Annotated in this window: 12 protein-coding genes and 4 tRNA genes; 7 read left to right on the forward strand and 9 right to left on the reverse strand. The window is 60.3% G+C overall.

The annotated features are described in order from the left end of the window. Window positions 1–83: 83 nt before the first annotated feature. Both MYCSP_RS13365 and MYCSP_RS23135 read right to left on the reverse strand, forming a co-directional pair. Window positions 84–1,619 (reverse strand): hypothetical protein, encoded by a 1,536-nt coding sequence (locus tag MYCSP_RS13365; RefSeq protein WP_088413941.1) that lies wholly within the window; start codon window positions 1,617–1,619, stop codon window positions 84–86. A gap of 235 nt (window positions 1,620–1,854) precedes the next feature. Then, window positions 1,855–2,001: a hypothetical protein gene (locus MYCSP_RS23135; RefSeq protein WP_157886185.1), complete on the reverse strand. Its 147-nt coding sequence runs from the start codon at window positions 1,999–2,001 to the stop codon at window positions 1,855–1,857. A gap of 234 nt (window positions 2,002–2,235) precedes the next feature. On the opposite strand from MYCSP_RS23135, the gene MYCSP_RS13370 reads away from it, so the two are divergent. Beyond that, window positions 2,236–2,928 (forward strand): type II CAAX endopeptidase family protein, encoded by a 693-nt coding sequence (locus tag MYCSP_RS13370; protein ID WP_235629480.1) that lies wholly within the window; start codon window positions 2,236–2,238, stop codon window positions 2,926–2,928. 279 nt (window positions 2,929–3,207) lie between these two features. On the opposite strand, the gene MYCSP_RS23635 is transcribed toward MYCSP_RS13370, so the two are convergent. The 3 genes from MYCSP_RS23635 to MYCSP_RS13385 all read right to left on the reverse strand — a co-directional run bounded on the left by MYCSP_RS23635 (window position 3,208) and on the right by MYCSP_RS13385 (window position 4,443). Continuing rightward, window positions 3,208–3,444 carry a hypothetical protein gene (locus MYCSP_RS23635; RefSeq protein ID WP_088415613.1) on the reverse strand — a complete coding sequence of 79 codons (237 nt, stop codon included), beginning with the start codon at window positions 3,442–3,444 and terminating at the stop codon, window positions 3,208–3,210. Window positions 3,445–3,532: 88 nt separating this feature from the next. After that, entirely contained in the window at window positions 3,533–3,808 is a 276-nt protein-coding gene (locus MYCSP_RS13380; protein ID WP_088413942.1) for a hypothetical protein, read from the reverse strand. Between the two features lie 26 nt (window positions 3,809–3,834). Beyond that, entirely contained in the window at window positions 3,835–4,443 is a 609-nt protein-coding gene (locus MYCSP_RS13385) for a hypothetical protein (protein ID WP_088413943.1), read from the reverse strand. Window positions 4,444–4,571: 128 nt separating this feature from the next. On the opposite strand from MYCSP_RS13385, the gene MYCSP_RS13390 reads away from it, so the two are divergent. The 3 genes from MYCSP_RS13390 to MYCSP_RS13395 all read left to right on the forward strand — a co-directional run bounded on the left by MYCSP_RS13390 (window position 4,572) and on the right by MYCSP_RS13395 (window position 6,046). Next, window positions 4,572–5,132 carry a hypothetical protein gene (locus MYCSP_RS13390; RefSeq protein WP_088413944.1) on the forward strand — a complete coding sequence of 187 codons (561 nt, stop codon included), beginning with the start codon at window positions 4,572–4,574 and terminating at the stop codon, window positions 5,130–5,132. Next, window positions 5,129–5,284, forward strand: coding sequence for a hypothetical protein (locus MYCSP_RS23140; RefSeq protein ID WP_157886186.1), 156 nt, complete (start codon window positions 5,129–5,131; stop codon window positions 5,282–5,284). Before MYCSP_RS13390 ends, MYCSP_RS23140 begins: the two co-directional genes overlap by 4 nt. A gap of 240 nt (window positions 5,285–5,524) precedes the next feature. Then, window positions 5,525–6,046 carry a hypothetical protein gene (locus MYCSP_RS13395; RefSeq protein ID WP_088415614.1) on the forward strand — a complete coding sequence of 174 codons (522 nt, stop codon included), beginning with the start codon at window positions 5,525–5,527 and terminating at the stop codon, window positions 6,044–6,046. 1,248 nt (window positions 6,047–7,294) lie between these two features. Here the strand turns inward: MYCSP_RS13395 and MYCSP_RS23145 are convergent. Together MYCSP_RS23145 and MYCSP_RS13405 are read right to left on the reverse strand one after the other, a co-directional pair. Then, window positions 7,295–7,564: a hypothetical protein gene (locus MYCSP_RS23145; RefSeq protein ID WP_157886187.1), complete on the reverse strand. Its 270-nt coding sequence runs from the start codon at window positions 7,562–7,564 to the stop codon at window positions 7,295–7,297. 31 nt (window positions 7,565–7,595) lie between these two features. After that, window positions 7,596–7,667: transfer RNA gene (locus tag MYCSP_RS13405), tRNA-Val, on the reverse strand. A gap of 168 nt (window positions 7,668–7,835) precedes the next feature. Here MYCSP_RS13405 and MYCSP_RS13410 point away from each other — a divergent pair. The 3 genes from MYCSP_RS13410 to MYCSP_RS13420 all read left to right on the forward strand — a co-directional run bounded on the left by MYCSP_RS13410 (window position 7,836) and on the right by MYCSP_RS13420 (window position 8,092). After that, window positions 7,836–7,908, forward strand: a tRNA-Gly gene (locus tag MYCSP_RS13410). Between the two features lie 26 nt (window positions 7,909–7,934). After that, window positions 7,935–8,008: transfer RNA gene (locus MYCSP_RS13415), tRNA-Cys, on the forward strand. A gap of 9 nt (window positions 8,009–8,017) precedes the next feature. Beyond that, window positions 8,018–8,092, forward strand: a tRNA-Val gene (locus MYCSP_RS13420). A 58-nt stretch (window positions 8,093–8,150) separates the two neighbouring features. On the opposite strand, the gene MYCSP_RS13425 is transcribed toward MYCSP_RS13420, so the two are convergent. Both MYCSP_RS13425 and MYCSP_RS13430 read right to left on the reverse strand, forming a co-directional pair. Continuing rightward, window positions 8,151–8,966 carry a carbon-nitrogen hydrolase family protein gene (locus MYCSP_RS13425; protein ID WP_088415615.1) on the reverse strand — a complete coding sequence of 272 codons (816 nt, stop codon included), beginning with the start codon at window positions 8,964–8,966 and terminating at the stop codon, window positions 8,151–8,153. A 128-nt stretch (window positions 8,967–9,094) separates the two neighbouring features. Further along, window positions 9,095–10,516 carry an FAD-binding oxidoreductase gene (locus MYCSP_RS13430; protein WP_088413946.1) on the reverse strand — a complete coding sequence of 474 codons (1,422 nt, stop codon included), beginning with the start codon at window positions 10,514–10,516 and terminating at the stop codon, window positions 9,095–9,097. Window positions 10,517–10,644 lie beyond the last annotated feature (128 nt).

The following is a 10,644-nucleotide window of genomic DNA, read 5'->3' on the forward strand; positions in this document are numbered from 1 at the left end:
CCGGCACAGGGCGGACGCAATCACGGAGCTGCGGCGCCTAGCCCAGTTGCCGTGGGATGTATCGCTACACTTTCAATGCGTGTTTACACAACGCCGTGGCGCGTCACTTGTAAAATCGCATCGCTTGATTCATTAATCATATTCCTGGCCATGGCATCTGCCGAAGGATGCGGCAACGTGTAGCCGCCGTCATTTGATAGCCGAATCAGGATGCCGTGAACGGCGTTTCGTGTTGCCGCAAAGCGAGACATCGGGTCAGGCAATGCACCGGCAGCCTGTAGTTGAGCCATATCGACTGTCGGCAGGTAGCTCGCCAAGGTGTGAGTCTTGTCGGACTCAATGCGGGCGAGATCACCTGCCAGAGCCGATATCTCGGCCGCACCGGCCATCTCACCTAGCGCTCGGGTCTCTCGCTGGTATCGAGTAAGCAGAAACGGAAAGGTTCGATCCCCTGGCGGCGGGCTGACATCGAGTGCCGACAGCACCGCCAATAGCCAGTGAGCCAACCGGATCCCTGCAGCACCCAAATTGGGTTCGCACTCAGTGACAAGCTGGTGGCCAAGGTAATAGGCGCGGTCCAGAGCTGTTCTCGAATCCGTCCGCGGATTCAGATCCAGATTCGGACCGTACGTGGACATGTAGCGACCTTCAAGTCGATCCGCCGCCAAGCCGAGTAGGCCCAAATGGGTGTAGACGTGGAATGCTGCGAAAACCCTGTGCGTGTCCCATTGATTCTGTGTGCCACTTGCCCCCGCGATGTTCCACGGAGCGGTCACACGCAGTAACGCTCGGCCAGACAGATCAGCCTCACCGGGCAGTTCCGCCAGAACCGAATGCGCATGTCGGAAATCATAAAATTTGTGATGTAGCGCTTCGTGTAAAAGATATTCTGCTGTGCGCCAAGGATTCCCGAAGGCAGACTCCCCGATATAGAACGTACCAGGGATGAGGACGGTGGAGCCTGAGGACATGCTCTTGCCCGAATCAGCTGGGCCGACTACTGCGATCTGGGTTGCGTGTTGCAGCGCCGAATACGCCAGATTCGGAGTGAGTGCCTCCAATAGCTCAAAGCCCTGTTGAAGCTGGCGGACTTGTTCGCATGTCGGTTCGCGCAAGTCGCTGTTTCGAAAGTAGAACCGAGAGGCCGCCCTAAACACTCGCGTACACGGATCTTGTCTACGCTCCTCGCGCCAGATCCGCGTCGGCACCTTTCCCGATAGCCCAAGTGTGCGACCTTCGGCGATAGCACTGGGCGGCCCGTGCTCTCCGCTTCGTAACTGTTCAGCGCATTGCTCGAACACCGCCTCCCTATCGCGGCCGCAGGTCGGCCCAACCTCGTCAACACCGCTGGTTCTAGCGTAAAACTCATCGAGGACCGCGATACGCACACTTGTGTCCTGCAGGTACGCGCGCGCTGTTGCCTGATCGACCGTCTGAAGCTGCTCGTAGAAACCCCTTGCCGGCGCGGACGTCTCTGCGAGTCTCCCTAAACGCCGATCGATGACGGCGTACATGCTCGTCAGGATGTACTCGCTGGCCCCGAACGGAAAATGATCGGCAACAAGATGATCAATCTCTTCATCCGAAACTACGGACCGTACGACATCTACAACGCTCATGTACGCGCGTCCCCGTCTGCTAGCTGACTTTAGTGCTGGTGAACATGGTTGCCGGAGGCTGGATCATCGAGATCCACATGCCCTTGAGTCACCCGCGAAATCGGTGCATCTTCGTCGTGAAACTCCTCAACTTCGCCGGTCGGCAGATCAGACAAGGGGTCGTCCCGTAGGCGATGCGGCTCCTGTCTAATCGGTGGCGGCCATTTGTCCTGCCAATCTGGACCGTTCACCATCGCTAGTGCGAGTGGACGTGGTTGCCGGTGCCCGGATCGTCGACATCGATGACACCGGGACCGCCACGGCCACGAGCCTGAACTTCCGATTCCTTCAGTGCCGCAGCATCTTCGGGGCTCAGATCCTCTGTGGATTTCTTGTCTGTCATGGCAGTACCTCTCGTGTTGGGTGACGCGCTGCGGTTTCTTTGGCCCGTCGGCAAAGCCGACACCGAAGATATATCAGTCAATGATTATCGACGCAAGATTTACCAGAAAAATTCTTGGGGTCTGAGTTGACCTAATATGAGACGGCCCTACTGGAATCAAGCCGACCATCCGGACCTCGCAAACACTGAAAATCCCGTTGACTGTGCCGTTGGGGCACGGTCAACACTGATTGCGTGAACCCCGCAGACAATCGTTACCAGGATCACCGCCTGCCCGGCTGGCCCGAAGTGAGTGTGGCCGTCCTGGCCGCCGCAGTGCTCTATATGGTCGGTGCGGTGACTGCTCTCCGGCTCCCACCTGGCTGTCCAATCTCGCCCGGTCAGGCCAACTTCCTCGTTTCAGGTCTTGCCCCCTTGGGGGCTTTCGCTCTGGCTGCACTTGTCCGGTTCCGAGATGTGCGCCCCTTCGGGGTGCGGCGCGTGCACGCCGGTTGGTTGGTCGTGGCCATGGGAGTCGGCTTGGCATGCTTCGTGTTGAGCTGGCCGGTCTCGGCGCTGTTCGATCCGTTTTTTCCCGGCTCGGAAAGTGTCCAGCAAGGTTATCGGGACGCGGCCAGCGCTGGCTTGTCCTCACTCGTGGTGACCTTTGCGCTCGGCGGGCTGCTCACGCCCCTGGGTGAAGAGGCGCTGTTTCGCGGCGTCTTGGCACAGTTCCTCTCACGTTGGGGCACTTGGATCGGTCTGTTGGTCAGCGCAGCCGTCTTCGCGCTCGCTCATGGCATTAACGCTGTCATGCCACTGGCATTCGTCATCGGGCTCAGCACCGGACTGCTGCTACAGCTTTCCGGCTCTATCTGGCCAGGAGTGCTGGTCCATGCCGTCTACAACAGTTTGGGTATCTTTTACCACGCCGTCGCCGGCGGCTGACTCGAATCAGCATCTCAGGCAACTTGCTAACCAAACGCCATATCCCAGAGGCCTTTTAGCCAAGATTGGCTCGGAGCCAACGTCCCGCCAACTTTCGCATGAGTCGATGGCTCAGGCCCCCTAGAAACAGATCAACCCCGGCGCGCCGTAGCCATCTATCGGGTCAGACGGATCGTGGGGCCTAAGCCGCAGAACCCGTACCTTGCTCACCGAAAAGTAGGCGCTAGAAGGCGAATTAGCATCTGACGGCGCACCCTCGCCCGTCACCGCTCGACGGCACTAGAGCTTGTACCGCAGGTACATCATGGCCAGGAAGAGGAGCACGAACGCGCCAAGCCCCAATCCGGCAAGCACGCTCTTGAGAGCCAACGAGATGCATACGACCGCGACCGTAGGAGCGACCACCCAGTAAACCCACTTCTGGACAGTACTTTCACGGGGCTCAGCCAAAAGGCCGATGCCTCCACACACCGCAGCCATCAAGGCGATGTAAAAGTCTGGTTCCGGGGCTCTCATCGCCTGACTCCATGTGTGAACCACACCGAGGCACCACCACAAGACATTTCAGCAATGCGATTGCTGGGCAACATGATTCTGCCGACGCTCAACGGTGCGGGGTCTGCAGGCCGTACTCCACGGCCGCATCGATTGCCACCAACCATGTGAGGGAACACAGGCCGACCAAGACAGCGTGCCAGTAGCAGAGCCGTTCGTTGAACCGGACCCTGCGAGCCACCGCCACGATCGCAAATATCACGCTGATACCGAAGGTGATCCAGAATCCCAAGTACAAGCCTGCGGACCAGAAGAACTGGAACAGCACCACCGATAGCGTGAAACACAGCAGCATGCTCAACCCGAGGCCCGCCGCGAACGACAAGACTGTGAGGACGGCAGTTCTGGTGCTCAAAATGTCCAACTGCCAGAAGGTTTGAGAACGAATCCATGCTCGTCACTGGCAGTGTCGAGGCAAGCCACGATCGTATTGGTATCAACCACACACGTGACGTGGCCGTACGAGACCTTCTGCCCCACTGCGAGTAGGGATCCCCTGTTGATCGGTCCCGGCGACTTACCATCGCAGCCTCCGTAGAAGTAATGCGACAGTTGATACGGCGCCCCGGCACTGTCGTCGCCGGGCCCCACCGAGCCGACCACACAATCGCCAGATTTCGGAGTCGCCACCTCGCGTTTCATGAGATCCGTGGTGGGGATGTTGTCGACCCCCACAGGAGCACCTCCACACCTGACGCCTTGCCCAGAATCCGCAAGCTCCTTTGGGGCACCAAATCTGCAGCCGATGTCGTAGGGAGTGACAAAGGCCAGAAAACTCATGTCCGTGGCGCCCTTAGACCACCGCGTGATGTAAGGCTCTGGCGATACGGCGGTGAACTTACTGAGATCGGGGAACCCGCCCGGCTGCGCCTGAGCCGGAACCGCGAAGACACTCATCGCCGCGCCACACAGCACGACAGCGGCGAACACAAGCTTCGCCCCACCGTCAACAATTCGCATCTGAAATCCCCTCCACGTAAATCACCCAACCTTCGGTTCATCCTCCCACACCGTATGGTTTGCTGTTTGCTTACACTGTGCTGGTGTGAATCAGACTCGCGCTTGCCCAATGGTGGATACAATGGCCCGTGTATACAGCCCTAATCTTCACCACAGCGGGCATCCCGGTGGCAGTCATCAACCGCAACGAACAGGGCCAATGGCTCGGCTGGTGGACCGGCATCGCGGTCGTGGCGCTCGTCGTCGGGCTGGTATGGGCATTGGCCGCGCGGTCCAGGGCGCCGCAGCTGCGCCAGCTGCTCGACGGCCTGACACCGGCCCAGTATCGGCAGGCCGCCAAGGCGGTTCTGTCGGGGCCGATACCTGCCGAGCCGGCGGTCCGACGCGCCGCCGCACGCTTAGCCCAGAACACGATTGAGCGTCAGCTGCGCATGATGACACCCGCAGTGCGCAAGCTCTTGATCGGAATCATGGCCGTCAATGTCCTTATCCAGGTGGGCATCTCAGCCACCGGGGCGATAACCAGCTTTACAACCATCTGCAACGCCGCCGTGTTTGCAGGGTTGGCAGTGTTTTGGTGGCTCTATCCCCCGCTGCTCGAGGCCCGAGCAGAACTATTGGCAGGGCCCGTGCACGCACCGTTGCCTGAATCCGGCGAGTATCGCGCCGCCATGGAGAATCGCCCGTGAGCCCGCGGATCGCCGGGGCGGCACCCACCGCCGGCCTGGAGATGTACGTGCCCGTCGCACACCGCAGGCGACTACGCCCCGTCGTGGTGCCATGGGCACGCATCGCCGATCAACTCCGTCCCGGAATGCTGGAGCGACTGCGCGCCGACTGAACAGTTACAAGAACCGACTCCCGTAACCCGACCGGCCAGTCAGCTACTCTCATACATGTTCTGAACAGGTGGGATGAAAACGGGGGTTACACGGTGCAAAACAATGATCCGGGTTCTCCCGGGCAGCCAGAACCACCGTCACATCCCGGCGGGTATCCCTGGGGCGCTCCACCACCACCTGCGCATTGGCCCGCACCCCCTCCCGCCACACCACACCGGCCGACACCGCGCTACTGGTACATCGTCGGCGCGGCACTGATAGCGGTTGGCCTGATCGGGGGCATCAGCCTATTCGTCGCAGGACTGGTCTACGCCCTCAAAGGACCCACCAGCCAGTTCGACGCAAATGGCTCTGCCACATCACAATTCGCTTCAGGCGAACAGATGATCATCTACGTCGCCGATGTCGAATCCGTACCGAAACTGACCCAGAACACCCGCTGCGTGGCCCGCGATGAGAACAACAACGATGCCACCGTCAGCCGCTACAACGGCTCCCTGAGCATCAACCAATGGAACGCGCTCTACGTGGTGACCGCCCACCAAGGCGGCACCTACACCGTCAGCTGCGCCGGCTACTTAGACATCACCTACGGACTCGGGCCCCGCGCCGGGACCGGCGCCATCACAGCGGCTTTCGCAGGTCCCATCGGTGGCATCACACTCACAGGAGCAGGAATCACCATCCTCATCGTCACCGCATCACGACGACGCAAAACAACACCACCGCAGCACCCGTACGGCAATCCGTGGCCGCAGTGATGGTTGGGAAACGTACCGAAGACAGCAGCAGACCGTCGCGGCCGCGGACAAAGAATCCGTACGCGCACTGGCGCTTGGTGATCGCGGTACCCGTGTGCACACTGTTTCTGGTAGCCGCGGTGCCCATCGTGATCCGTCCAGCGATCTGCGATCACAAACCCATGAGCCAGTGGGATCGCTGTCACCACACCGGAAGAACGCAAGAGCAACTGGTCACAGGTAGCCCGGATCATGTCCCCGACGGCGGGTACGACATACACAAACAGAGCCTCTACAACCGGATCATCGCCGGTGCGGCAACCGGTTTAGGGACAGCCGGGTGGGTAATCGTCATCGCCTGGGCCCGGCACGAGTACCTCCGCCGAAAAAGCCCCTCCTCGCTGTAGACCGTTACGCCGGGCGACGTATTCTCGGGTTCACCCGATCGCGGGTGTTCGAGTCTCCAGACCGGACAGCGATCTTCCTGAGACTCGGCGATGTGTACCTCGAACTATTCGGCGGGGCACCAGTTGATACCCGAGGCGCTTCGAGTGGATCGGCAGACAGCCCTGAGTACCCTGGGTCCTTGCGGCACATCGCATTCCAGGTGGATTTCGATCAATACGCTCCCGGTTGGCGGAGTATGTGGCTATCCGATCCGGACGGTGCCATCGTTGAGGTAGGTCAGGGATACCGAGACGCTGAGATCGGGCACGTAGACAAACAGCCTGACTGCGACGCACGGGGCACGGGGCACGGGGCACGGGGCACGGGGCACGATCCAAGGGACTCCAAAGATGCTGCTTTGTATAGCATTTCATTAGTCGATATCCGGAATCGGATGTGCCGCCGCAGCATCCGATGGAAATCCGAGTTGTAGCAGCGAGACTGGTTTGATATCCGCTCTTACACTGCGCTGGCGTGGATAAGACTTGCACTTGCTCCCCGGTGGGTAACAGTGGCTTGTGTATTCAGCCCTGATCTCACCGCAGCGGGCCTCCCGGCGGCGATCGCCAAGCGCAATGAGCCTGGCCAATGGTTGGGTCAGCCAGACGAGGTCTCCCACGATGTCACTGCCGATCCCATAGGGAAGATTCTCGGCCAGCTGGACCTATCGACCTCACAGCCTTGCGCGGCTCGCACGCAGAACTGGGCCGAGTGATATCTCAACCCCTTGATGGACACGGTACGCGGGATTTTTCGACAAGAACCTAGGTAACACCCCGGTCGTCGACATCCCGGCGCAGCCGTCCCCAGGTAGGCAATCCTTCAAGACCTGCTCTGCTTCTGTTGGTTGCCCATGGCTTCCAGCGTGGAAGGTGGTGGGGCCGCTGGGCCGACAAACCAGGTGAACCATGCAACTGCCTTGAGTAATCGATGCCACCACGGTGTCGTGCCCGACTGCATCGGCACATAAGGAACCGTCTGCGGCGCTGACGCCGCATGTATTTGTGCGGCGGAGAACCGTTTGGGCGGCGCATTCCTTGGGCTCTTGGTATCGCTCAGGCTCTGTTCGTGATCGCCGGGTGGATCGTCCATGGGCGTGCCGTCCTTCTACCTGCAAATTCTGTGGTCCCGGCTGGGTTCGAACCAGCGACCCCTCGCGTGTGAGGCGAGTGCTCTTCCGCTGAGCTACGAGACCGCATGTTGATCGTTGATGGCTGATCAACCGAGGTGAAAGGCTAGCACGAGACGCCGGAAAGACCGAAGTCCGGCAGCCTACGGGCCCCGCACGCAAGGGATTTGTGATTAAACCTCTCGTTCGACTACTGTTTCACTTCGCACCGGGTGACGATCTCATCCGTTGCGCGCGGATGTAGCGCAGTTGGTAGCGCATCACCTTGCCAAGGTGAGGGTCGCGGGTTCGAATCCCGTCATCCGCTCGAAGGGGTAGACAGGCATCCCTAGCGGTGGAGTGGCCGAGTGGTGAGGCAACGGCCTGCAAAGCCGTGCACACGGGTTCGATTCCCGTCTCCACCTCCATAAAGACCCGCGCGATTAGCTCAGCGGGAGAGCGCTTCCCTGACACGGAAGAGGTCACTGGTTCAATCCCAGTATCGCGCACCACAGTTCTTGCAGCTAGTTGGCGGTTTTCCACCCCGGAATCGGGGCTGTGTCACGCTGATCACACGACGCGCGAGTCCCTGGTCACGAGGGCCGCATTCAGTTCGGGACGAGTATCGGTGAGATAAGGGTTGGCGCGCTGCGCTGAGCGGACCGCTTCCGTGTCGATCTCGGCGATGATCGTGCCGCTCCCCGATTCGATACGGTCCAGCACACCCCCATCGGGACCGACGATGCTGCTCCGGCCGACGTAGGTCGTCGTGTTCTCGACACCGTCGTGATTGATGTAGGCCAGATAGATCTGGTTCTCCCAGGCACGCGCCCGGATCACGACATCGGCGACGATCTCGAAAGGCGTCATCTGTGCCGTCGGCACCGCGAGCAGGTGCGCACCGGCGAGGGCACTCATCCGGGCGTTCTCCGGGAACTCGATGTCGTAACAAATCATCATGCCGATGTTGACGTCTCGATACGGCACCACGGTCACCGCCTGGCTCCCCGGCGTGAAGTACGCACGGTCGATCTCACCGAACAAATGCGTCTTGTGATGGCGACCACGCACGGCGCCACGCTCGTCGATGAAGACGGCGCTGTTGTACAGCGCCCCCGCAGCGCCACTTTCGGCCAGCCCCACGATGATCGCGATCTCGTTCCGTTCCGCGATGGCGCGGACCGTGTCGAGATGATCTGCGCTCACCAATTCCGGTAGACGATCCCCGATGTCGTATCCGGTCACGAAAAGCTCTGGCGTGATGAGTAGATCTGCTTGTCCGGCTACCCATTTGGCAGCCTGGTCGAGTTCGGCAAGGTTAGCCTCCGGGTCCGCTGGGCTCCCGGCCGACTGCAGGCCCGCGACTCTCAGTTTCGTGGAAATCAACAAACCTCCGGTGTCACAACGTTCTTATTACTCTGAGGCACACGGAGCTCTCACGCATCCGAGACACCGAGATCCCGGTGCGGGAACGTGCACACGCCAGCCCCTCCGGCGATTGTGATGATGGCGTTCTAGTCGACCAGGACGCCTCGGTTGGACAGCTCGGCGAGTGTGACTGCCGGTAGTTGGAGCCGCCGTGCCTCCGCAGCGGATACCGAGACTGGGATCGCCTGTGCAAAGTTAAAGGCGCTGCTCGGGTCGTAGCGATGTTTGATCTCAACTAATCTGGCGTAACTGTCGCGGTACAACCGGTGCGGCCGCGATTCGACGTCGGTATTGGTCCAGTTGAGGTAAGCGCCACAGGCGTAAGGCTGCACCAGACTGTAAAGACCACTGACCCACGAGACGCAGGCGTCGTCCTGGCGTACGTCGCTCCAGTCGGACCGGATGAGCATCAGCTGCTGCATTTGACCGTGAGCGAAGGAGTGGATTCCCCTGCCAGCGGCGGCGGCTAGTTCTGCACCACCGGGCAGGCACCATACAAATGAGTTGCCGGGTGCTTTGGTATGCCAATCGCGAAGTATGCGCATGAGGTTCCTGTCCAGCGGTTGGTCGAAGAATGGTGACGCGGTCGCCGCGCGGGTACCGACGTCAAAGGACTCGCCGCCGACCTTCTGCAGTAGCGCCGCCATGGCGGCAACGAATGTGGTTGGTGTTATTTGCTTTTCACTCGGAGGTGGTACATCCCTGAGTAGATGTGTCAACAAATCATCGAGCTCTTCGGGCGTGCCCGGAAAGATGCCGGCCACATCAATCCGGTTGGCTGACGTTGTCGGCCACATCACCAGCAGTGGCGTCAGCCGACTATCGGTGTCCGGTGCCCACCGCTGCCACGCCTCGTAGACGTCCTCGAACTGACTCCACGGCCATGACAGTCGATACCACACGGCGGCAGACAGCGGCGTTAGCCGTAGCGTGAAGGCGGTGATGATGCCGAAATTGCCTCCGCCAGCGCCAAGACAGGCCCAATACAAGTCCGGATGGCTGTCCGGTGTCACACAGTGGATCTGTCCTTGGGCATCAACCAGGTCGAATGAGATTACGTTGTGAGCCAGCGCACCCAGCCAGCGAGTCAATCCGCCCAGCCCTCCGCCGGTGATCAAACCACCCATACCCACCGAGCGGCCAACCCCGCCCGGTATTACCCGGTCGATCTGGCCTAGTGCTTCATAGACATCGTGCAGATGAGCGCCAGCCCCCACCTTGGCTCGCGTGCAATCAGAGGCGACACCAACGGCATTGAGATCTCTCAGGTCAATGACGATGCCATCCGCAACGCCCGAGAAGCCGTCTACCGAGTGTCCACCCGAGCGGATCCGAAACGGTATTTGCCGCCGCTGCGCATCCAGCAGAGCCACGGCCACCTCGTCTGTGCTGGCCGGAAACACAACCTCCAGGGGGTCCGCGTGAAATCGCCGGTTCCATCCACGACACAAGGTTTCGAACTCATGATCGGACCGAGTGATGCGTCTAAGAGCAGGAGCAGCTCGCATCTGACTTCCTCACCCAATTTGAAACTGTATAGAACACAACGAGTATGACAGGCCATCGAGTTTCACATGACAAAATCGGCACCGCGCTGTTGCGCCGGACTCCGTTCAGACATGCCTTCAGGTACACC

Source organism: Mycobacteroides saopaulense (assembly GCF_001456355.1).
In the GTDB taxonomy this organism is placed as follows: Bacteria; Actinomycetota; Actinomycetes; order Mycobacteriales; family Mycobacteriaceae; genus Mycobacterium; species Mycobacterium saopaulense.

Coding starts and splice junctions, on each gene's coding strand:
- MYCSP_RS13385 (WP_088413943.1), bottom strand. CDS start 4,443: ATGCGAATTGTTGACGGTGGGGCGAAGCTTGTGTTCGCCGCTGTCGTG.
- MYCSP_RS13430 (WP_088413946.1), bottom strand. CDS start 10,516: ATGCGAGCTGCTCCTGCTCTTAGACGCATCACTCGGTCCGATCATGAG.
- MYCSP_RS13365 (WP_088413941.1), bottom strand. CDS start 1,619: ATGAGCGTTGTAGATGTCGTACGGTCCGTAGTTTCGGATGAAGAGATT.
- MYCSP_RS23145 (WP_157886187.1), bottom strand. CDS start 7,564: ATGGACGATCCACCCGGCGATCACGAACAGAGCCTGAGCGATACCAAG.
- MYCSP_RS23635 (WP_088415613.1), bottom strand. CDS start 3,444: ATGAGAGCCCCGGAACCAGACTTTTACATCGCCTTGATGGCTGCGGTG.
- MYCSP_RS23135 (WP_157886185.1), bottom strand. CDS start 2,001: ATGACAGACAAGAAATCCACAGAGGATCTGAGCCCCGAAGATGCTGCG.